The 19,417-nt window shown below is 66.0% G+C and carries 23 protein-coding genes and 1 tRNA gene; 10 read left to right on the forward strand and 14 right to left on the reverse strand.

Annotated features, from left to right (window positions below):
* Window positions 1-16: 16 nt before the first annotated feature.
* The 5 genes from FGF80_RS10835 to FGF80_RS10855 all read right to left on the reverse strand — a co-directional run bounded on the left by FGF80_RS10835 (window position 17) and on the right by FGF80_RS10855 (window position 2,714).
* Window positions 17-238 carry a YgaP family membrane protein gene (locus FGF80_RS10835; RefSeq protein ID WP_006186779.1) on the reverse strand — a complete coding sequence of 74 codons (222 nt, stop codon included), beginning with the start codon at window positions 236-238 and terminating at the stop codon, window positions 17-19.
* 247 nt (window positions 239-485) lie between these two features.
* The gene (locus tag FGF80_RS10840) at window positions 486-728 is read right to left on the reverse strand and encodes a hypothetical protein (RefSeq protein ID WP_138653968.1); all 243 of its coding nucleotides are present in this window, start codon (window positions 726-728) and stop codon (window positions 486-488) included.
* Window positions 729-833: 105 nt separating this feature from the next.
* Window positions 834-1,511 carry a thiaminase II gene (tenA, locus tag FGF80_RS10845; RefSeq protein WP_138653970.1) on the reverse strand — a complete coding sequence of 226 codons (678 nt, stop codon included), beginning with the start codon at window positions 1,509-1,511 and terminating at the stop codon, window positions 834-836.
* A gap of 119 nt (window positions 1,512-1,630) precedes the next feature.
* Complete coding sequence (locus FGF80_RS10850) at window positions 1,631-2,170, reverse strand: CBS domain-containing protein (RefSeq protein WP_006186776.1); 540 nt, start codon at window positions 2,168-2,170, stop codon at window positions 1,631-1,633.
* Between the two features lie 187 nt (window positions 2,171-2,357).
* Window positions 2,358-2,714, reverse strand: coding sequence for a DUF555 domain-containing protein (locus FGF80_RS10855; protein ID WP_006186775.1), 357 nt, complete (start codon window positions 2,712-2,714; stop codon window positions 2,358-2,360).
* Window positions 2,715-3,018: 304 nt separating this feature from the next.
* On the opposite strand from FGF80_RS10855, the gene FGF80_RS19190 reads away from it, so the two are divergent.
* A complete protein-coding gene (locus FGF80_RS19190) occupies window positions 3,019-3,189 on the forward strand; it encodes a hypothetical protein (protein ID WP_175417024.1) in 171 nt (56 codons plus the stop codon).
* Between the two features lie 171 nt (window positions 3,190-3,360).
* A complete protein-coding gene (gene psmB / locus FGF80_RS10860) occupies window positions 3,361-4,092 on the forward strand; it encodes an archaeal proteasome endopeptidase complex subunit beta (RefSeq protein ID WP_006186773.1) in 732 nt (243 codons plus the stop codon).
* 163 nt (window positions 4,093-4,255) lie between these two features.
* Here the strand turns inward: psmB and FGF80_RS10865 are convergent, their stop codons facing one another.
* Entirely contained in the window at window positions 4,256-5,380 is a 1,125-nt protein-coding gene (locus FGF80_RS10865; protein ID WP_138655518.1) for a Gfo/Idh/MocA family protein, read from the reverse strand.
* 343 nt (window positions 5,381-5,723) lie between these two features.
* On the opposite strand from FGF80_RS10865, the gene FGF80_RS10870 reads away from it, so the two are divergent.
* A complete protein-coding gene (locus FGF80_RS10870; protein WP_006186771.1) occupies window positions 5,724-6,419 on the forward strand; it encodes a ThuA domain-containing protein in 696 nt (231 codons plus the stop codon).
* A gap of 9 nt (window positions 6,420-6,428) precedes the next feature.
* On the opposite strand, the gene FGF80_RS10875 is transcribed toward FGF80_RS10870, so the two are convergent.
* Both FGF80_RS10875 and FGF80_RS10880 read right to left on the reverse strand, forming a co-directional pair.
* Window positions 6,429-7,721 carry a TIGR00341 family protein gene (locus FGF80_RS10875; protein ID WP_138653972.1) on the reverse strand — a complete coding sequence of 431 codons (1,293 nt, stop codon included), beginning with the start codon at window positions 7,719-7,721 and terminating at the stop codon, window positions 6,429-6,431.
* Between the two features lie 116 nt (window positions 7,722-7,837).
* Window positions 7,838-8,689 (reverse strand): translation initiation factor eIF-2B, encoded by an 852-nt coding sequence (locus FGF80_RS10880; protein WP_138653974.1) that lies wholly within the window; start codon window positions 8,687-8,689, stop codon window positions 7,838-7,840.
* A gap of 204 nt (window positions 8,690-8,893) precedes the next feature.
* Here FGF80_RS10880 and FGF80_RS10885 point away from each other — a divergent pair, with 204 nt between their 5' ends.
* The 4 genes from FGF80_RS10885 to FGF80_RS10900 all read left to right on the forward strand — a co-directional run bounded on the left by FGF80_RS10885 (window position 8,894) and on the right by FGF80_RS10900 (window position 11,332).
* Entirely contained in the window at window positions 8,894-9,214 is a 321-nt protein-coding gene (locus tag FGF80_RS10885; protein ID WP_006186768.1) for a hypothetical protein, read from the forward strand.
* Between the two features lie 54 nt (window positions 9,215-9,268).
* Window positions 9,269-10,345 (forward strand): Mrp/NBP35 family ATP-binding protein, encoded by a 1,077-nt coding sequence (locus tag FGF80_RS10890; RefSeq protein ID WP_006186767.1) that lies wholly within the window; start codon window positions 9,269-9,271, stop codon window positions 10,343-10,345.
* Complete coding sequence (locus FGF80_RS10895) at window positions 10,342-10,617, forward strand: hypothetical protein (protein ID WP_006186766.1); 276 nt, start codon at window positions 10,342-10,344, stop codon at window positions 10,615-10,617. Before FGF80_RS10890 ends, FGF80_RS10895 begins: the two co-directional genes overlap by 4 nt.
* A gap of 112 nt (window positions 10,618-10,729) precedes the next feature.
* Window positions 10,730-11,332, forward strand: a complete 603-nt coding sequence (locus FGF80_RS10900; RefSeq protein ID WP_006186765.1) for a uracil-DNA glycosylase — start codon at window positions 10,730-10,732, stop codon at window positions 11,330-11,332.
* Window positions 11,333-11,361: 29 nt separating this feature from the next.
* Here the strand turns inward: FGF80_RS10900 and FGF80_RS10905 are convergent, their stop codons facing one another.
* Complete coding sequence (locus FGF80_RS10905; RefSeq protein ID WP_138653976.1) at window positions 11,362-11,580, reverse strand: hypothetical protein; 219 nt, start codon at window positions 11,578-11,580, stop codon at window positions 11,362-11,364.
* 111 nt (window positions 11,581-11,691) lie between these two features.
* Here FGF80_RS10905 and FGF80_RS10910 point away from each other — a divergent pair, with 111 nt between their 5' ends.
* Both FGF80_RS10910 and FGF80_RS10915 read left to right on the forward strand, forming a co-directional pair.
* Window positions 11,692-12,432 carry a hypothetical protein gene (locus FGF80_RS10910; RefSeq protein WP_138653978.1) on the forward strand — a complete coding sequence of 247 codons (741 nt, stop codon included), beginning with the start codon at window positions 11,692-11,694 and terminating at the stop codon, window positions 12,430-12,432.
* A gap of 41 nt (window positions 12,433-12,473) precedes the next feature.
* Window positions 12,474-12,557, forward strand: a tRNA-Ser gene (locus tag FGF80_RS10915).
* Window positions 12,558-12,740: 183 nt separating this feature from the next.
* Here the strand turns inward: FGF80_RS10915 and citE are convergent.
* The 5 genes from citE to glmS are packed head-to-tail and all read right to left on the reverse strand — an operon-like array spanning window position 12,741 to window position 18,077.
* Entirely contained in the window at window positions 12,741-13,784 is a 1,044-nt protein-coding gene (gene citE, locus FGF80_RS10920) for an L-malyl-CoA/beta-methylmalyl-CoA lyase (RefSeq protein ID WP_006186762.1), read from the reverse strand.
* 57 nt (window positions 13,785-13,841) lie between these two features.
* On the reverse strand, window positions 13,842-14,909 hold the full coding sequence (gene mch / locus FGF80_RS10925; protein ID WP_138653980.1) for a 2-methylfumaryl-CoA hydratase: 1,068 nt from the start codon (window positions 14,907-14,909) through the stop codon (window positions 13,842-13,844).
* Window positions 14,902-16,179, reverse strand: coding sequence for a methylaspartate ammonia-lyase (locus FGF80_RS10930; protein WP_138653982.1), 1,278 nt, complete (start codon window positions 16,177-16,179; stop codon window positions 14,902-14,904). The genes mch and FGF80_RS10930 overlap by 8 nt, the downstream gene beginning before the upstream one ends.
* Window positions 16,180-17,613, reverse strand: a complete 1,434-nt coding sequence (locus FGF80_RS10935; protein ID WP_006186759.1) for a methylaspartate mutase subunit E — start codon at window positions 17,611-17,613, stop codon at window positions 16,180-16,182.
* 8 nt (window positions 17,614-17,621) lie between these two features.
* Complete coding sequence (gene glmS, locus FGF80_RS10940) at window positions 17,622-18,077, reverse strand: methylaspartate mutase subunit S (RefSeq protein ID WP_006186758.1); 456 nt, start codon at window positions 18,075-18,077, stop codon at window positions 17,622-17,624.
* Between the two features lie 165 nt (window positions 18,078-18,242).
* On the opposite strand from glmS, the gene mct reads away from it, so the two are divergent.
* The gene (gene mct / locus FGF80_RS10945) at window positions 18,243-19,415 is read left to right on the forward strand and encodes a succinyl-CoA:mesaconate CoA-transferase (protein WP_138653984.1); all 1,173 of its coding nucleotides are present in this window, start codon (window positions 18,243-18,245) and stop codon (window positions 19,413-19,415) included.
* Window positions 19,416-19,417: the final 2 nt, after the last annotated feature.

The raw sequence follows: 19,417 nt of genomic DNA on the forward strand, positions 1-19,417 counted from the left end.
GGTCACGACCGTCGCGTTACTCTCGCGAGCATGACGCCTCGGTCGTATCGATGCCGAGCACGTAGTTCCCGCCACAGAACCGGGTCGTCGCGTTGAACAGTAGACCGGCCGCTGCGATGCCTGTCGCGACGGCGGTCCCGCGGCGGTCGGCGACGAGTGCCGCGACGGCGACCGCGAGCAAGCCGAGTCCCACGATTCCCCTGGCGAGTCGATCCAGTCCGCCGACGTTTCGTTCCATACACGACCAACGACTCGAGGGTAATAATCGATACCGCCAAACGGGATTACGGGACCGTCCGTGACGAGGTTCAGCGGCCGAACTGCCCCACGGCCGAGGAGGACACTACAGCACGTCTACGAGACGGTTCCGATAAGTCCGAGAATTGATGCATGCGAACGTACGAGAACGCGTCTCGGTCGGCTCGCGAGCCGTCCGACTCTCGAGCGTTCCGTCACGGTGTCCCACGCCGCTCGAGCGGGGTAACTCACAGCACGAGCGCAAGCGAGACGAGCAGCCCACCATGCCAGACGACGGTTGCGGCCGCGTACTTCGGGTCGGTCGTCGGGACCGGCGGGTTGCGGACGAGCGCCTCCCAGAGGAAGACGGTCGCCAGGAGCGCCCCGCCGAAGAGCCCGTGGCGAACGGCAATCGCGGGATGAAGCCCGGCGGCCGCGCCGAGCAGCAGCGACGCGCCCATTCCGCCGAGCAGGCGATCGTAGTAGTCCATGTCCCTACGGGGAAACACGGGCTCCAGTGGCATCCCTCTTGAGTCGATTCCGACTCTCACGGAGCCGGGCCGCGGTTCTCACTGCGAGCAGAACGGGACCGGTACTTACTCCCTCGCCGCCGAGAGTCCCCACGTCTCCTGCCGATATGCCATCTCCCAGAACCGATACTCGAGGCGCGCGCTCGTGAGGAACGCTGCCTCCATCGCCGGATACTGATCGGGATAGCGGTCGCCGCACCGATCGACGAACGCTCGCAACCAGTCGACGACCTCGCGGAACTCGTCGCTCGTGTACTTCTCGATGAAGGGCGTGTACCGATGGTCCGCCGTGGGTGCCAGATCCGCCATGTGGTCGGCGATATCGAGATAGCCCTGCCCGCAGGGATAGATCGCGGCCGCGATTTCCGGAAGCGTCCCCTCGTAGGCGGTTCGCAGCAGGAAGTTGGTGTAGGCGACGCAGGTCGGCGCTTTGTCGACCGACTCGAGGGCTTCCCGAGAGAGCCCGTACTCGGCGGCGAACGCGCGGTGGAGGTCCAACTCCTCGGCGAGCGTCGTGTGGGCGATGTCGAACAGTCGGGTCATCGTTTCCTCGTCGCGGGCCGTCGCGCCCGCGATAGCGAACACGCGGGCGTAGTCGAGCAGGTAGCGGTAATCCTGTCGGACCCAGGTCAGAAAGGCGTCTTCGTCGAGGGTACCGTCCGCGAGCTCCGTGACGAACGGGTGGCGTTTCTGTGCGTCCCAGATGTCCGCGCCTGCCTCGAGGAGTCGATCGCTGGTTGCCATGGTCGCCCGGAAGTAGGGCTGCGACGGTAATATTACTGGCCAATACAATCGCATGATCGGCCACAGTGCGACCACCTCGAATCGAAGCGGACTCGATCGGGAGTTCCGCCGGGGCGGCGTCAGGAAAGCCGCGCGGCGATGTCCGCCTCGGTGATGATCCCGACGGTTTCGCCGGCTTCGGTAATCATCACGGCTTTGTAGTGCTCGAGCAGATTGCTGATCTCGTCCAGCGTTGCGTCCTTCGAAACGGTCGGGAAGCTCTCGCTCATGTGTTTCTCGATGGATTCGTCGCGATCCTCGGAATCGAGGTGGACGAGGTCGCTCTGGCTGATCGACCCCACGGGGATGCCGTCCTGAATGACTGCCAGTTGCGAGTAGGCCTCCTCTTCCATCCGCTGGGCGGCCTCGCTGACGGGGTCGTCGGGGGCGACGCTGACGACGTCCTCGTTCATCAGGTCCGCCGCACGGATGACGTCGCTCTCGGCTTTTTCCAGGGCGTTGACGATCCGCCGGAGCGTCGACAGCCGCGGGTCCACGTCGCCGCCTTCGATCCGCGCGATCAGCGGCTGGGAGACGTCGGCCGTGTCCGCGAGTTCGCTCTGCGTGAGCCCGAGTTCGGTACGGCGCTGCCGGAGATCAGCGGGCGTCGGGAGTTCCATACGAATGGATAACCACGGGTTATAGAAAGTACTTTGGGTTACATTCGATCCGGGAACCGTCCGGGGAGCCGATTGGGACACGCCGTCCCCGCCCGCGGGGGTCGCCACTCGAAAACCGCACCGCGAGTCGCCCCGGTTGTCCGGACGTGAGAGAACAGTCCGCGATGCGACGTGTGCCCGGTGGTCGCTACTCGTCGTCCGCTTCGGTCTCGACGATGTCGACGACCGATAGCGGCACGTCGCGCAGCGCCCCGCCGACTTCGCTCTTTGCGATTCGAGAGGCGTGCTCTTCGCTGTCGGCGTTGAAGACCTCCATCTCGAGTGCGAGGCCGACTAGCGCGGTGTCGGCCGCGATGAAGGCCGAATCGAACGGCTCCCCACAGGCCGGACAGCCCGTCGCGCCGACCTCGACTTCGACGTAGTCCATGTCTTCGCTGTTGAGTCGCTTCCCGGCTTCGCTGACGGCGACGCCGATCGCGTCGTCGATCGCATCGACGTCACGAACGAGCCATGCCGCTTCCATCGCGACGAGATAATTGCCCATATGCTCCGGTCGGTCCGGGGGGTTTCCTGCTTTGCGGTTCGTCCGCGCCAGCGGTCGCTCGCACCGACCCCAGTATTGCAGCGCGCACGTCAGTCGGATGATTCCCATAACTTACGAGAAATCACCGGATCAATTCCCACCGCCATACCCGTGGATCGACTCGAGTACGCCTCGAGTTGTTCCCCCAACAAGCACGGTTTAATCGCAAGCGGGCGTCGACCCAAAAACGAGTTAACGATCATTATGATCTCGATTCTTCAAGAAGGCTTATATATACCCTCCGTCTGGGCATCGATGAACGCTGATGATATCCCGCGCGTACCACGCGACCCTGTTCGCACTGTACCAACTGTGCATTATGATCGGCATCGTCGCGATGCCGCTCGCGATCGCCGCCCGCCAGGCCGGCATCACCCTGCCGGTCCACCGCGTCCTCGAGAACGTCGAGGGGGCCTACGAAGCTGCACAGCACTGATCGACTGCTCGACTGCTGACTGGTTTTCCCGCACACCGATCCCCGACCCGCAGGAGCCGACCCCGCGGTCCGACTCGTCGCTCGAGCCGCCGGTCCTCGCAGCCGGTGAAAGCGGAAACGGCAGTGGTGACCGCCGGTGTTTTATACCGTCCCGGTCGTAGGGTTCGATCAATGCGTACGCCCACACACGACTCCGATTTCTCTCGGACGGTCGACCAGTTGGCCGACGATCCGAACCCCTACGAGCCGGAGGTCGGATCGATGCCCCAGAACGACCTGACGCAGGCCGATCTGGACAACGTCAACAAGACCGGGACGACGACGATCGGCATCTCCACCGCCGACGGCGTCATCATCGCGACGGACATGCGCGCCAGTCTCGGCGGGCGCTTCGTCTCGAACAAGAACGTCCAGAAGGTCGAACAGATCCACCCGACCGCCGCGCTCACGCTCGTCGGCAGCGTCGGCGGTGCCCAGTCGTTCATTTCGACGCTCCGTGCCGAGGTCAACCTCTACGAGGCCCGACGCGGGGAGCGAATGAGCATCGATGCGCTGGCGACGCTCGCGGGTAACTTCGCCCGCGGCGGCCCGTTCTTCGCCATCCACCCCATTCTGGGCGGCGTCGACGACGAGGGCAGCCACGTCTACAGCATCGACCCCGCCGGCGGCGTGATGGAAGACGACTACACCGTCACCGGCAGCGGGATGCAACTCGCCTACGGTCACCTCGAGCAGGCCTACGAACCGGACATGTCCAACGAAGAAGCCAAGACCGTCGCCGCACGGGGCATCAAGTCCGCCGTCGAGCGCGACACCGGCTCCGGGAACGGCGTCTTCCTCGCGGAGATCACCGACGAAGGCGTCGACATCCACGGGCACCACGATTTCGACGACGTCCTCTAAACCGGCCGATACGGGCGGCTTTTCCGAAGTCGACGAACGACAAGTAGCGTCGCCGCTTCAGTTTACATCGATCTCACGCCAGTCCCGTGCGATCGGCGCGCAGTGTCGCGGTCACCATCGTGCCGGTCGGAACGGATCGCTTCCGTGTCAGCGGATGAGTAACTTAGTCGAGTCGCGCTGACTGCTCGAGTCGAGCCTCGGCCAGCGGGGACTCCTCGAGTTGGACCGCACGTCCCGTCTCGCTCGAGCGGTAGATCGCGTCGATCACGCGCTGGACGGTCAGGGCCTCCGCGACGGTGTTCGTCCCCGGGATGCCGGCCGTCGCGATCGCCTCGAGGAACTGTTCGTCCTGTTCGGCGTAGCCGGTGACGGCCGAGTCGGCGGTCATGGCGACATCGGCGTAGTGATCACAGCCCGTGGTTCCGGCCTCGAGAATCCGGAGTTCGGTGTCGCCGATGTCGAACTGGGCACCGGATTGTGTGCCGCGCACGCGGAAGTCCATGCTCTCCTCGCGGTTCGTCGCCCACGCGGCCTCGAGCGAGATCGTCCGGCCGTCCGTTGTGCGGATGAACGCGCTGACGGAATCGTCGACCTCGTAGGCCTCGGCCTCCGCGTCCCAGTTGTCGCCGAACCCGTCGGGGTCGGCGAACTCCTCGCCGGTGCCGAACGTCGTCCGGGTGACGCCGCTGACTTCGGCGATATCGGGGAAGTCCAGCGCGTACAGCGCGAGGTCCAGCGCGTGAACGCCGATGTCGAGCAAGGCACCGCCGCCCGCGAGTTCGGGATCGGTGAACCACGATCCCGGCCCGGGGACCCCACGCCGGCGAACGTAGTTGGCCTCGACGTGCGTCAGATCGCCGAACCGACCGCGCGCGTGCTGCTCGTCGAACATGGCCATCGACGCCGCGTGCCGGTTGTGAAAACCGACCATACAGATGCCGTCCGATCGAGCCGCCGTCTCGGCGATCCGCTCCGCGCTCTCGAGCGTGTGTGCGAGGGGCTTTTCGACGAGGACGTCCAATCCCGCCTCGAGAGCCGTGACGGTGATCGGCTCGTGGAACCGGTTGGGGGTCGTCACGATGACGGCATCGACCGCGTCGTCAGCGACGAGTTCCTCGTGGGTCTCGTAGGTCCGCGCGCCGAAATCGCCGGCGAATCGATCGCGTTGCTCCGGAACGAGGTCCACGCCCGCGACGATCTCGGCACCGAGGTCACGGATGCTTCGCGCGTGGAGATTGCCCATGCCGCCGAGGCCGACGATACCGACCCCGATCCCGTCGCCGATCATGTCCAACCCCACGATTTCGTCGGAGTAGCAATGGCAGTAAAGCGAGAAACCGGCCATTTCGCTATCGGTTGCGTTCGATTCCGGTCCATACGGAGAAGGAGTGGGCGACCGAAATAAGAGTTATGACCGGTTAATCTATACAATTATTCTGTACTTCAGGTTTTAGAAGGTCATTCCCGCCCCCTATAGTGAATTGATGCGGAATATGTGAATTTCCAAGTGGCAAGACTGTCTTCGGTTTCCCGACCGGCGCTGTCGACCTGGTCATGTCCCGGCCGGATCGGTCGACCCGTTCCGTTGGCCCGACCGAACTATAAGTCGCTCGCAGGTGGAGGGAACCGCCATGGCCGACGTCACGATCTGGAACGAGTTCCGTCACGAACGCGAAGACGATGCGGTCGCAGCCGTCTACCCGGACGGCATTCACGCCCCCATTGCAGACGCACTCGCCGACGACCACGCGGTCCGAACCGCGACGCTCGACGACCCCGAGCACGGACTCACCGCGGCGGTCCTCGACGCGACGGACGTCCTGCTGTGGTGGGGACACGAGGCCCACGACGAGGTCCGAGACGAAATCGTCGATCGGGTCCACGAGCGCGTGCTCGAGGGCATGGGACTGATCCCGCTTCACTCGAGCCACTACTCGAAGCTCTTCAAGCGACTCATGGGAACGTCCTGTCAGTTGCAGTACCGCGAAGACGGGGGGACCGAGCGGCTGTGGGTCGTCGATCCCGGTCACCCGATCGCCGACGGACTCGACGAATCCATCGAACTTCCCGAATCGGAGATGTACGGCGAGCCGTTCGATATCCCCGAGCCAGACCGACAGGTGTTCGTCAGCTGGTTCGAGGGCGGGGAGGTGTTTCGAAGCGGCTGCTGCTACCGGCGCGGCAACGGCCGAATCTTCTACTTCCGCCCGGGCCACGAGACGTATCCGATCTACGAGCACGACGACGTTCGACGGGTACTCCGAAACGCGGTCGACTGGGCCGCCCCGACCGAGGGCTCGCCGCGGACGTTCGGAGAACGGGAGTAACGGTTCGACTCACCCGCTTCGTTGCGTCTCGACCAGTTCGACGACGACCTCGAGATCGACGCCGGTCGCCGACTCCAGGCGCTCGCGAACGTCGGTGGCGAAGTCATCGGGGAGTTGCTCGCCCGGCGGTCGTTCGACGAGGACGGTAACCACCGGATCAGCGCCAGTGTAGACGTCGACGAGTTCGTAGTCGACGGCGAGTTCCCGGAACTGGAGATCGGTGCCGTCGGCCAGTCGTTCTTCGTTCATCGTCTCGAGTTCGGTCCGGATGTCGTGTTCGACCGCCGCAGTTCGGTAGGTCCCGTACGTGACGCCGCCGAGAACGGCGGTGAGGATGGCGATCGCGACGAAGAGGACGGCGATTCGCGAACGCAGTCGCCCGTAGGCGCGCTCGATGTCCGCGGTCCGGTGCGGTCGGTAGCCCGAGAGCCACAACAGGAGCAACGCCGCGAAATTGATCGAGAGCATGTTGACCAACACGAGCGTGCCGGCAGTGAGGACGACCTCCGGACGGCCCCAGGCGATGCCGAGCCCCGCGGTGGCCGCCGGCGGAACGAGCGCGACGGCGATCGCCACCCCGACGAGAACCGACCCGACGTTGCGAGTGAGGCTGACGACTGCGGCCACGCCGGACCCCAACGCGAGAAACAACGCGAGGAGATCGGGCGTGATCCGCTCGTGGATCTGGGGCACCGTCGTGATGTCGAACCCCGGCGGGAGCAATATCGTCCCCCTGAGCGCCCAGCCGATTACCGCCGCCGTCGCGACCGAGACCACGAGTCCGACTCCCTGGAGCACGACGCCCCGCGTCGCGAGTTGCTCGTCGTCGACGACGACACCGACGCTCGCCGACAGCGCCGGCCCCATCAGCGGTGCGACGACCATCGCACCGATGATCGTCGCCGCGGAATCGAGCAACAATCCCGCCGTCGCGATCGCCGTACTCACGACGAGCAGGCTGAAATAGGTCGAGACGGCCGGTGCGAGGTCGACCGCTCGCGACCGGAGTTCTTCTCGAGAGATTCGCGTCCCCGACACCCGAGTAGACAGGTCGTCGGTCCGCTCCGAGACGACCGCCTCCGCGGCGGTGACGACCGTATACGAGCGTTCGTCGAGCCCGGCGGCTCGAAAGTCGGCCATCAGCCCCTCTACGGCCGGCGGCGGGACGGGAATCGAAACGAGGGCCTCGAACTCGCCGCGGTCCGTATCCCGTGAGACGCTGTAGTCGACGCCGGCTTCCTCGGCCGCCTCGAGAACGAGGTCCAACTCGCCTCGCGGCACGAATACCTGAACGAGACGCATACGGCCAGTACATCCGAGACCGGCATAGGCTGTTGCCACACGACGGCAACTGTCAGGTTCGGCGACCGCTTCGAGCGGCGTCGGCCGACACCGGTCGTAACTCCCCGCGGGGCGGTTCAGAACTCCTGTCGGCCCTCGTCCGTAATCACGCTCTCGAGCAGGTCGACCGGCGTCGCGTCGTAGGCGGGGTTCTCGATGGCGAACCGGTCGGCCGGCTCGGGCAGCACCTCGCTGCTCGGCCGGTACTCGTTCTCGAAGACGAACCCCTCGCTGACGATTTTCGAGGCCGAACCCAGGACGGTGACCGGAACGTCGAGTCGAGCGGCCGTCGACGCGATCGGGAACGTCCCGACGCGGTTGTACAGCGTCTCGTCGACGATACAGTCCATCCCGACGACGACCCGATCGCACTCCTCGAGGAGAAGTCCGTGCGCGTTGTCGGTGATCAGCGTCGTCTCGACCCCGTCGAACTCGGCGAGGGTTCGGGCCGTCTTGCGCCCGATGTATCGGGGCCGCGCCTCCGTAACGAAGACATCGAACGCCTTGCCGGCGTCGGTCGCCTGCTCGAGGGCCTCGGTCACCGTCGAGGAGTAGTCGTGGGTCAGGAGGGTCGCCCCGTCCTCGAGTACCGCCGCGGCGTTTTCGGCGGCCAGGCGTTTGCCGGCTTCGATCCGGGAGACGACCGCGTCGATCCTCTCACTGGTGAGTTGCTGGGCCGCCTCGACGCTGTCCGGGTCGGCCTCGGTCACGTCGTCGACGACCTCCCGGACGGCGTTCTGCAGCGAGGCGTGGGAGGGGTTCGCCCGCCGTAGGACGGAGCCGTTGCGCTCGAGGGCGCGCGTGTACTCCTCGACCGTTGCGAACTCCCGCCCGACCAGTTCCTCGAGGGCCTGGGTCGCGTGGACCGCGACCACCGAGGAACTGTGCGTCTGCATTTCACGGATTTCCTCGGCCGTCTCGTCGATCATACTCCGATGGTTTTCGGTCAGCGCAAAAGGTGTTCCGGGTGCACTCAGCCGTCCCATCGCAGATCCGTCACCCGGTCGCCGTCACGCGCTCTCGACGATCTCGAAATCGCGCCGCGGCCCAGTGCCAGAATGACCCAGCACCGAGTCGTCGATGATTTCACCGCTGCCCGCAGGCTTACGTCCTCGAGTCCCCTAGTGCCGCCGATGACCGTCACCGTCCGGTACACGTGTCCACACTGCGGCGCTGTCGTGAGCGTCGAGCGCCGGCCGGACCTCGCTGACCGATCCGTGACCAAACTACCCCAGCCGGGATGGGAGTACGCCGGCCCCGACGAGGAGTTCGAGTCGGCCGACGGCATCGAGTTCCTCTGCGGCGAGGACGGTCCCGTCACCGACCTCGAGGGCGAGCCCATCGAGGGCTGTGGCCGGCCGTTCTACCTCAACTTCGTCCGCTACGAGCAGGGTGTCGAACTCGAGCCGGAGCCGCCGACCTACGGCGGGCCGCGGTTCGATTTCAGTCCGTGAGCGGTTCCGCTGCCCGAACACAACCCTTTTCGACGCTGGCAAGTAGCTAGTGACATGAACGAAACCGCCGTTCGCGACCGGCTCCGGACGGTCGACGATCCGGAACTCGGCGACGACATCGTTTCGCTCGGGCTCGTCAACGAGATCGACATCGACGGCGACCAGGTCGATGTCGATCTCGCGTTGGGTGCCCCGTACTCCCCTAGCGAGAGCGATATCGCCGCCGCGGTTCGCGAAGTCCTCACCGACGCAGGCCTCGAGCCGGACCTGACCGCCAGCGTCCCTGACCGCGACGATCTCACCAGCGAGGAACAGGTGCTGCCGAACGTCAAGAACGTCATCGCCGTCGCCTCCGGCAAGGGCGGCGTCGGCAAGTCGACCGTCGCAGTCAACCTCGCGGCCGGTCTCTCCCAACTGGGCGCTCGCGTCGGCCTGTTCGACGCCGACGTCTACGGGCCGAACGTCCCGCGGATGGTCGACGCCGACGAGCCGCCGATGGCTACCGAGGACGAGACGCTCGTCCCGCCCGAGAAGTACGGCGTCAAGCTGATGAGCATGGCCTTCCTGACCGGCGAGGACGACCCCGTCATCTGGCGCGGGCCGATGGTCCACAAGGTCATCACGCAACTGACCGAGGACGTCGAGTGGGGTCACCTCGATTACCTCGTGGTCGATCTGCCGCCGGGGACCGGCGACACCCAGCTGACGATGCTCCAGACCATGCCCGTCACCGGCGCGGTCATCGTCACCACCCCACAGGACGTTGCGCTGGACGACGCTCGGAAGGGCCTCGAGATGTTCGCCAAACACGACACGGTCGTGCTTGGGATCGCCGAGAACATGTCGACGTTTGCCTGTCCCGACTGTGGCGGCGAACACGACATATTCGGCTCCGGCGGCGGCGAGGCGTTTGCCGAGGAGCACGAACTCCCGTTCCTCGGCTCGATTCCGCTCGATCCGGCCGTCCGCGAGGGCGGCGACGGCGGCAAGCCGACGGTCCTCAAAGATGGAGACGGGACCAGCGATGCCCTCCGGACGATCACCGAGAACGTGGCGAATAACACGGGTATCGTCCACCGACAGGCCATTTCCCAGAGCCGACGCAGCGAGACCTCCTCACCGGACCGATGAGCGACGACCAAGACGACACCGAGCGCGGAATCGCGACGGCCGACACCACCGGCTCGGACACCGAATTCGCGCCCGATCCCGAGCGCGTCGCGTTCCTCCGCGAGATCGCGGACGACGTGCGCGGCGACACCAGCGAGAGCAAACAGCTCGCCAACATCCTGTATCGGACCAGCGACCTCTACGACGAGGGCGAGGACACCTCGCCCGAGGAGATCGTCCGCAACGTGAAGTTCATTCTCGAGGTCACCGAACGCGGCGGGCTCGGTCGCTGAGTCGGCTGCCTCGAGACCGATCGGCCGGCCGCCGGGGCGCGTCGCTTTTGCCTTTCCCCACCGAGATACGAGTGTGGACGCGAATCAACGGTCTCGAGCGAACCCCTACGGCATGGACGAGGAGTGTCGGAACTGCCCGGCGCTCTGTGAGACGCGCAGTCGGGTCGTCCACGGCTACGGCGATGTCGGCGCTGACTTCCTGTTCGTCGGCGAGCGGCCGACGGCGCGCGCCGACGACACGGGCGTTCCGTTCGCCGGGGTCGGCGGCAGCGACGGCGACGGCGGACTGCGACGGCTGCTCGAGCGGCTCGGTCTCTGTGACGTGACCTCGCCGGCCGAAACGCCCGCCCTCGAGAACGTCTACCTGACGAACCTCACCCGCTGTCGCGATCCCGATCGGCGGCCGACCGACGAGGAGATCGGTAACTGCGACCCCTATCTCAACGCCGAGATCCGGATGATCAATCCGGAAATCCTCGTTCCCGTCGGCGAGCGCGCGCTGACCGAACTCGGCGTCGAGTACACGACGACCCCGGTCGACGACCTCTCGCTGCCCGCCGACCACGCGACGCGGATTCGGGGCCGCGGGTTCGAACTCGTTCCCATGATCGAGCCGCACGCACAGACGAGCGACCAGACGCAGGTCTGGCTCGAGACGTTCGTGGACCTGATGGCGTCGGACTATCGGCAGACGAAGGGACGGCAGGAACGGTGAGGAAGCGGCGGTGACAGCGACCCGAGCGGTTACCAGTACGGGTTCTCGCGCCAGCGTTTCGAGCCGATGCCGGAGGCGATCAACGCCGCGACGGTGAGAACCGCGACGGCGAACACACCGATCGTCGGGGCGAAGAGCGGGCCGGGTGAGTTAAGGAGATAACCAGTGCTGAATCCGTACACGCCCAGCGCTGCCAGCGTGGCGATTACGAGCGTCGCGAGCAGTCCGGCGAGCGACCGTTCGTCCATACCGTTCCGGAGGGACTACACCGTTATAATTCACCTTCATTTCCCATCGGTTTCGGTCCCGCGACCCCCGGAAGCGCCGCGTTCAAGAACCGTGCGCTCGGAGGATGGGGCATGATCGTCGTCGTCCCGATCGACCCGCCACGCGAGGGACTCGTCCTCTCGTCGCTCGCCGACGGATCGCCGTTGACCGAAGCCGAGGCCGCGTCGCTCTACGAGGCCGCCGTCGCCGACGTCTGCTGGGCCGTCGCACGCAGCGGCGGCGACCTCCTGCTCAACTACCGCGACGCCGAGACCCTGCCGGCCGACGAGGCCGACGGCGACCCCGAGGCCGAGGTGCGGGCGCTCGCGCTCGACGCGCTCGGCGAGGACGCGGCGATCCGGTTCGAACGGCAGGTCGGTTCGAACCGCGCCGCTCGCATCGGCAACACCGTCACGCACCTGCTCGAGCAGGAGGGAGCCCAGAGCGTGGGCGTCCTCGAGCCGACGGTGCCGCTGGTCAACAGAACGGAAATCGACGGGGCGGCGATGTCGCTCCGGCGTCACGAGGTCATCCTCGGGCCGTCCGACGAGGGGAGGGTCTATTTCGCGGGGTTCGCGGAGCCGATCGATTTCACTGATGCGTACGCCACGCCCTCGCTCTCGACGATGAGTCGCCGTGCGAGCGAGGGCGGTCTCGGCGTCGGCTTCGCGCCGATGCTCCCGACCGTGTCGACGCCGGCCGGGCTCCGATCGACCGTGGCCGGACTCGAGGCCCGACGGGCGGCCGACCGTCCGGGTGCCGAGGCGACGACGGCGCTGGTCGACGAACTGGGGCTGACGGTCGGGGACGACGGCGCGCTCGAGCGCGAGTAGACCGACAACCCTTTTTGAACGTGCGGAGAACGTGCAGGTGAGGTGGGGTGGCAGAGCGGCCCAACGCGCCTGCCTTGAGAGCAGGTGGCTGTCAAGCCTCATGGGTTCAAATCCCATCCCCACCGTTTTTCGCGGCGCAGACGACGAACGGAGTGCCAAGTCTCTCGAGCGGCGGACAGCGCAGGCCATCCAACGCCGACCGTCAGCCCGGACCGTCACACGGCGTATCGACGCGCAATGCCGGCCGGGACACACCCGGTACAAAAGTACGGCGCGGCGACGGCTCGGCACCGTCTCGAGCCCGCAGTTCAGCGATACGACAGTTCGAGATCGCGCGCTCGGTCGAGCAGTTCCGCGTCGTAGTACTCCTCGGTCTGTGCGGGTCGCATGCCGTCGATCGCGCGGACCTGCTGGACGGTGTTCCGGAAGTTCTTGAAGGTTGCTTCGTCGACCATCTGGCCGTCGATGGTGACCGCGCCGGTCCCCTCGCGTTTGGCTTCGTTGAAGCGTTCGATCTTGTGCACGTCACGCTCGAGTTCGTCGGGCGTGGGCATGTGGACGGTGTTGGCCTGAATCGTCTGCTTGGGGTACAGCGACCAGGAACCGTCGAGTCCGAGCTGGGCCTCGTGCTCGATCTGGTCGGCGTACTCGTCGGCGTTGTAGTAGGTCAGGCCGGCACGCTCCTTGAACAAGTCGTCGAAGGGGCCGCCGATCGAGAGCAGTCCGCCGGCGCTGGCCTCGTTCGAGAGGGCCTCGAGCAGGCCGTCCCAGCGCGGCATGCCGTCGCCGAGGTCGCGGCCACCGAGTTCGGCCGCGTAGTCGACGGGGCCGAAGACGAGGGCGGTGAGTCGGGAGTCCGCACCGAATTTGGAGATCTCGCGCAGGTCGGAGCGGGCGCGACCGGTCTCGACGATGACCGAGAGGCCGATCGAGCCGTCGTCGTAGCCGTGTTCGGCCTCCGCCTCGGCGACGACCTCGGCGGCACGTTTCACGTCCGCGAGACGGCCGACCTTGGGGACGACGACGCCGTCGATCTCGTCGCCGATCTCGCCGACCAGTCGGTCGATCTGGGTGCGGCCCTTCTGGCAGTACTCCTCGTCCTCGTAGCTCCACTCGACGCGAGGCCAGATCTCGCCGGGGAAGTCGTACTCGGGAACCTTCTCGATGGTGTTCTCGAGGCCCTCGGCTTTCATATCGGGTGCCGTCCCGTCTTCCATGTCGGGGACGAGCCAGTCGGGGGCCTGGAACCCCTCCGCCTCGAGCGCGGAGGTGAGGTACTTCGCCGAGTCGTCTTTCGGAACGGCGGCCGGTGCAGTCTGGAACGTACGGCAGAGTCGAATGTCGTCGGTCATGGTTTGTCTGGGAGTGTGTGTGTGTCTGTCTGCGGTCGTCTCTGATGGTCGTTCGTCTCAGTTCGAGCGCTTTCGAATCTCGGCGGTTCGCGTCCCCGAGTAGACCGGGTCGTCGTCCTGATTGAACGCGATGTGTTCGAAGGTGACGGTGCCGGCGGCGTCACTCGAGGCGTCGTCCTCGGCCTCGATGACGCGCGTAAAGGCGTAGACGGTGTCGCCGACGGCGACGAACGTGTGGAAGGATTCGTCGTCGAAGCCGACCTCGCGCCAGGTCCGCTCGTCAGAACGGGCGTGACCGAGCGCCGTCGAGCGGGTCACGTCGCCGTAGGTGACGATGTTGCCCGACGGCGAGTCGGCCATGACGTCGACGTTATGGTGCTGTTTGGCGGTATTGAGCGTCGATAGGGGCAACGAGGCGACTGTCACGTCGTCCTGTGTGCGGCCGCGCTCGTGGCGGTAGGCGACGGCCGCGTTCTCGTCGTCGGCTTGTTCGAGGGCCGCGACGAAGTCCTCGTAGGAGCCGCCGTCCGGCGAGATGAACTCGGCGGGGAGGTCGGGTTCGTCATCGCCGTCCCCGTCGGCGGTTGCGGCTCCGCTCCCGTCCGTGGCCATCGGCTCGCGGCGCGGGATCATGTTCGTCCGCTCGTAGGAACAGAGCACGTCGCCGGTCTCGGCGTCCGTGCCGCGGGTCCGCCAGGAGACGATGCCGTACTCGGGTCGGGAACTCGAGGTCGCCGTATTGACGACCTCGCTCTCGACGTGGAGTTCGGTGCCCGCGTAGACCGGCGCGCCGGGGAACCGAACGTCGGTTCGCCCGAGGAAGTAGCCCCCCTTCTCGCTCAGATCCTCGACGGTGATCCCGAGCGTCGCGGCGGTGAGATAGTCCGGGTGGATCGGCGGTTCGTCGAACCCGCGCGCTTCGGCGGCATCAGTGCGCCAGTAGGCGGGGTCGTGGTTGAGCGTCTGGCTCATCCACTGTTCGTTGCCCCACTCGGTGAGGGTGAGTCCGGGAGCGTGTTCGATGAGGTCCCCCTCCTCGAAGTCCTCGAAGCAGTTGCCCTTCTCCTTGGTCTCGACTTCCGCGAGCGCCCGTGCGAACGTGTCCGGATCGGTCCACTCAGTCATCTGCGGTCACCTCGTCAGTTTCGGTTCGCTGCTCGTCCCGTTCGCGGCGGGCGATCGTCCGCCGCATCTCGTTTTCGACGATCATGTACCCCTCGTCGAAGCCCATCCCGGGCTTGGCGAGCACCTGCGCGGCGTTCGTCGCGAGCGCGACGTGGGCACAGGCCCGCGCGGAGGTTTCCGTCTCGTTGCAGGTGCCGCCGAGGTAGGCGCGCGTGTCGGTCCCCTCGCAGTAACGGACCGCCTGCCCGCTGCGGTGGATGCCGCCCAGATCGGGCGTCTTCACCTGTACGAGGTCCGCCGCGCCCGCGTCGACGAACGCCTGCACGTCCTCGAAGGTGTTACACCACTCGTCGGCGACGATATCGACGCCGACGCTGGCCTCGGCGAGCCCCTCTCGGAGTTCGACCATCGCCGCGATCTGATCCTCGCGGTCGCCGACGTCCATCGGCCCCTCGATCTGGATCGGGTACGGCGCTGCGGCGTCCTCGAGCGCGGCGAAGTAGTCGACGACCTCGTCGCGGTCGTAGGGCGCGCCGAAGAGTTCCCCGATCATCCCGTACACGTCGATATGGAATCTGGGTTCGTAGCCGTCCGGTCCGAGTTCCTGTGAGCGCTCGACGAGCCACTCGACGTACTCGAGCAGCACTTCGCCGTTCTCGCCGATCTTCTCGACGCTGTTGATGAGCGCGTGGGGCAGGACGGGGACGCCCTTGACGAACATCTTTTCCGTATTATTGTAGCGGTCGTCGCCGGACTGGCCGAAGACGGGGACTGGCTCCGTGGCGGGCTCGGTACCCAGCGCGTCGGCCATCACGTCCGTCTTCGTGGTGTTTTCGGCCTCGGCTGCGGCGGCGAGTAAGGCCTGCGAGACGCCGTAGCGGATCGCGGTGTGGAGCCGGTCGCCGTCGACCTCCAACTGCTCGAGGGATTCGGCGTTGTCGAGGAAGTCGGTCGCGTCCCGGCCCTCGAGTGCGGCGGCCACGGGACCCTCGATGACGGGGGCGTACGCCGCGGCCTGAAAGAGCGGATCGCGGCCGCCGGCACCGGAGTACTGGACCGCGGCGCAGTCGCCCCGCACCACGGTGCCGTCGGCGAGTTCGATATCGACGATGAGCGTCTCGCCGGCCTGGCGAATCTCGTCGAAGCCGTCGGTGACCGGCTCGCCCTCGTAGGTGAAGCCGTCGTGTGCTGCTCCCTGCTTGATCGCGCGCTGGTCGTCGAAGAAGAACCCGGAGTAGCCGGGCGTGGCGTGTAATCCTGTAATCTCCATTTAGACGTCACCCTGTGGTCGGCCGATGAGTTTGCCGTCACTGATCGCGTCGACATCGTCCGCGACCATTCGGAAGGACTGATCGCGGCCCTCGGTCGTGGCGCGTTGCGAGAGTCGAGCCTTGTGTATTTCCTTGATATCGTCGTCCATCTCGAGGTCGGCCCACTCGAAGATGCGGACGCGGCCGTCGTCGTCCCGTGCGGGCAGGACGGCCCCGGCGGCGCTGTCGCTGGGTGCAAAGGGCACGTCGAGTGCGCCCGAGTCGAAGGCCTTGAGCGTCCCCTGGACGACGTCGCCGTCGCCGTGCTCGAAGATGGTGTCCATCAGACAGCGGGTCTCGCGTTCGATGAGGTCCTGTTCCTCCGCGATGCCATCGATGTCGATCTTTTGCTCGATGGCCATGTCGATGACCTGCCGCGTCGTGCGCAGGCCGGCGGAGTTGGCCTCCTTGGTCGGGACCCCCTGGAACTCCTGGGGGGACTTGGTGATGACCTTGTCCGGCTGGGCGATGGCAGCAGTCATGCCGCCGAGGCTGATGACGCCGTTGGCGCGGGCCTCGTCCGGCGGGAAGCCACCCATCCACTCGTGGAAGACGGTCGTGACGACGACCTCGTCGGGGAGGTACTCGTTGCCCAGCTTCTTCAGGGCGTTCAGGGCGGCCACGTCCTGGACGACGTTGCCGACCTGGCCGTAGCCGAGCGTGATCGAGCGCACGCCCTGGGTCGCGGCGAGTTTCCCCTCGACCAGCATGATCGCGATCGCGATCGACGGCGGGACCAGGGTCCCCGTCAGCGGCCCGAACGGCTCGCGGTTGATCCGCACGCCACGTTCGGTGTAGGCCCCCGCCAGCCGGTCGACGAACTGCCACTTCTCGATGGTCTCCTCGAGACCGTGGCGTTTCGTGTACGGGATGTTGTACGAGATCGGCCCGCCCTCGAAGCTCTGGAAGCCGCCGGCGAAGGTGATCGCCGCCAGCAGTCGGGCGTCGGGCGTACCGTGGCGGACCTCGATCGGCGCGTCGATCGCGTCGATCAGTTCCCGACAGCCGTCGACGCCGTGATTGACCGCCGGGAAGCCGTTCAGCGTGTCGTCGCCCGTCTCGAGGGCTTTGTCAAGGCCCTGCTGGGCCTTCTCGTACTCGTTGTCGCGCGTGTACGAGTCGATGGTCGTCGGGAGGAGGTCCGCCTGGCCCTCCTCGTGGAGGTACTGCAGGAGTTCGATCTGGTCGTCGAGCCGCGGAACGCCGGCCCGGGGTTGGAGGAGGGGCTTGTCGGCCGACTCGAGGACGTCCGCGAATCGCTTGTGGTCGGGCAGCGACTCGTGGTACGCGATCGCGTCCTCGAAGTCGACGTCCGCACCCGTCGGCCAATTCGACCGAATCTCCTCGTCGATACGCCGTAGCTCGTCGGATGGAATGCGTTCGTCTCGTATCATCTAGCCAGTTAGGAGGTAATTGTGGCCGGCTCCGATTCGGTCGGCGAGATCTGGAGATCCTCGCGGAGCGCGGCGATCGCGTCCTCGGGGTCGGTCTCGGAGTCGAAGACGCGGTCGAACCCGAGCTCCCGGAACGTTTGCCGGGTTTGCTCGAAGTCGTCCTGGCCGACGGCGAGGTTGCCGCCGATATAGCTGACCGCGTCGACACCCGCGTCCTCGAGAACGCTGTGGAATCCCTGGCAGTCCTGCTCGGCGTGGCCGTAGAGCGAGGAGACGAGTACAGCGCTTGCGTCGTGGGCCTTGGCGGCCTCCGCGAACTCCTCTTGGGAAGTCTGAACGCCGAGGTTCACGACATCGAAGCCGGCTGCACTGAAGGCTTGCTCTAAGATCGTGATGCCGACGACGTGGGCATCGGAGCCGATAACGCCGAGGACGACCGTTTGGGACATCGTATCCAAAACCATGAGGAACTGCGATATAAACCTAATGATCTTCCATGATAATACTCCTTAAGGATATTAACAGCGTCTCTATGTCAGATGCTCACAACCCTCGTGGTATACGAGAACAACTACATAATCGATGGTAAGGGTTTTGGTACTGGTTTGGGAAGGGGGGCATACACACACATGGGAGCACTCTCGAACCTTCGCGTGCTTGATCTGACCCAGGTGCTGGCCGGGCCGTACTGCACGATGCTGCTCGCGGATATGGGCGCGGACGTGGTCAAGATCGAACGCCCTGGCGGGGACATGATCCGGTCGAACCCGCCGTTCGTCGACGATCCCGACGAGGAGGCCTACGGCGGCTACTTCCAGAGCGTCAACCGCGGCAAGAGGAGCATCGAGTTGGACTTAGGCGACGACGAGGACCGCGCGGATTTCCTCTCGCTCGTCGAGGAGGCCGACATCGTCATCGAGAACTACCGCACCGGCACGATGGAGAAGTACGATCTGGGCTACGAGACTCTCACGGAGTACAACGAGGAGCTCATCTACTCCTCGATTCGGGGCTTCGGCGACCCGCGGACCGGCGAGACGCACCGCCAGGGCCAGCCCTCCTTCGACCTCATCGCGCAGGCGCTGGGCGGCGTCATGGAAACCACCGGCCAACCCGACGGCCCGCCGACCAAGACCGGCCCCGGCGTCGGCGATCTCTTTACCGCCACGCTGAACTGTATCGGCGTTCTCGCCGCCGTGAACCACCGCGAGCAGACCGGCGAGGGCCAGTACGTCGACACCGCCATGTACGACTCGATGCTCAGCTTCACCGAACGCGCCATCTACCAGCAGTCCTACACCGGCGAGGCTCCCACCCGCCGGGGCAACTCCCACCCCACGCTGTTTCCGTACAACGCCTTCGAGACCGCCGACGGCTACGCCGTCATCGCCGCGTTCAACAACAACCACTGGGCCGAACTCTGTGACGTGATGGACCGCCCGGACCTCGCCGAGGAGTACCCCACGACCGCCGACCGACTCGAGCACCGCGGGGCGCTTCGCGAGGACCTGGCCGAGTGGGCGCTCGAGTTGTCCAACGACGAACTCGTCGGGCGTCTCGAGGGGCGGGTGCCGGCCGCACCGGTCCAGACCACCGACGAGATTTTCGACGACCCGCACGTCCACGCCCGGGACATGCTCGTGCCGGTCGAACAGCCCGGTGCCGACAGGGACGTCGAGATCGCGGGCACCCCGATCAAGATGAGCGAGACCGAGCCCGAGCCCCGCGGTCGTGCCCCGCTGCTCGACGAGCACCGTGCGGAGGTGCTCGGCGAACGGGCGGAGGAGACGGCCGACGACTGAGA

This window comes from Natrinema pallidum, assembly GCF_005890195.1.
GTDB lineage: Archaea > Halobacteriota > Halobacteria > Halobacteriales > Natrialbaceae > Natrinema > Natrinema pallidum.

Coding starts and splice junctions, on each gene's coding strand:
- glmS (WP_006186758.1), bottom strand. CDS start 18,077: ATGGTTTTGGATACGATGTCCCAAACGGTCGTCCTCGGCGTTATCGGC.
- FGF80_RS10835 (WP_006186779.1), bottom strand. CDS start 238: ATGGAACGAAACGTCGGCGGACTGGATCGACTCGCCAGGGGAATCGTG.
- citE (WP_006186762.1), bottom strand. CDS start 13,784: ATGACCGACGACATTCGACTCTGCCGTACGTTCCAGACTGCACCGGCC.
- psmB (WP_006186773.1), top strand. CDS start 3,361: ATGCGTACGCCCACACACGACTCCGATTTCTCTCGGACGGTCGACCAG.
- FGF80_RS10870 (WP_006186771.1), top strand. CDS start 5,724: ATGGCCGACGTCACGATCTGGAACGAGTTCCGTCACGAACGCGAAGAC.
- FGF80_RS10855 (WP_006186775.1), bottom strand. CDS start 2,714: ATGGGCAATTATCTCGTCGCGATGGAAGCGGCATGGCTCGTTCGTGAC.
- FGF80_RS19190 (WP_175417024.1), top strand. CDS start 3,019: ATGATATCCCGCGCGTACCACGCGACCCTGTTCGCACTGTACCAACTG.
- FGF80_RS10935 (WP_006186759.1), bottom strand. CDS start 17,613: ATGATACGAGACGAACGCATTCCATCCGACGAGCTACGGCGTATCGAC.
- FGF80_RS10930 (WP_138653982.1), bottom strand. CDS start 16,179: ATGGAGATTACAGGATTACACGCCACGCCCGGCTACTCCGGGTTCTTC.
- FGF80_RS10905 (WP_138653976.1), bottom strand. CDS start 11,580: ATGGACGAACGGTCGCTCGCCGGACTGCTCGCGACGCTCGTAATCGCC.
- FGF80_RS10850 (WP_006186776.1), bottom strand. CDS start 2,170: ATGGAACTCCCGACGCCCGCTGATCTCCGGCAGCGCCGTACCGAACTC.
- FGF80_RS10875 (WP_138653972.1), bottom strand. CDS start 7,721: ATGCGTCTCGTTCAGGTATTCGTGCCGCGAGGCGAGTTGGACCTCGTT.
- FGF80_RS10890 (WP_006186767.1), top strand. CDS start 9,269: ATGAACGAAACCGCCGTTCGCGACCGGCTCCGGACGGTCGACGATCCG.
- FGF80_RS10880 (WP_138653974.1), bottom strand. CDS start 8,689: ATGATCGACGAGACGGCCGAGGAAATCCGTGAAATGCAGACGCACAGT.
- mct (WP_138653984.1), top strand. CDS start 18,243: ATGGGAGCACTCTCGAACCTTCGCGTGCTTGATCTGACCCAGGTGCTG.
- FGF80_RS10900 (WP_006186765.1), top strand. CDS start 10,730: ATGGACGAGGAGTGTCGGAACTGCCCGGCGCTCTGTGAGACGCGCAGT.
- FGF80_RS10865 (WP_138655518.1), bottom strand. CDS start 5,380: ATGATCGGCGACGGGATCGGGGTCGGTATCGTCGGCCTCGGCGGCATG.
- FGF80_RS10840 (WP_138653968.1), bottom strand. CDS start 728: ATGGACTACTACGATCGCCTGCTCGGCGGAATGGGCGCGTCGCTGCTG.
- FGF80_RS10895 (WP_006186766.1), top strand. CDS start 10,342: ATGAGCGACGACCAAGACGACACCGAGCGCGGAATCGCGACGGCCGAC.
- mch (WP_138653980.1), bottom strand. CDS start 14,909: ATGACTGAGTGGACCGATCCGGACACGTTCGCACGGGCGCTCGCGGAA.
- FGF80_RS10885 (WP_006186768.1), top strand. CDS start 8,894: ATGACCGTCACCGTCCGGTACACGTGTCCACACTGCGGCGCTGTCGTG.
- FGF80_RS10910 (WP_138653978.1), top strand. CDS start 11,692: ATGATCGTCGTCGTCCCGATCGACCCGCCACGCGAGGGACTCGTCCTC.
- tenA (WP_138653970.1), bottom strand. CDS start 1,511: ATGGCAACCAGCGATCGACTCCTCGAGGCAGGCGCGGACATCTGGGAC.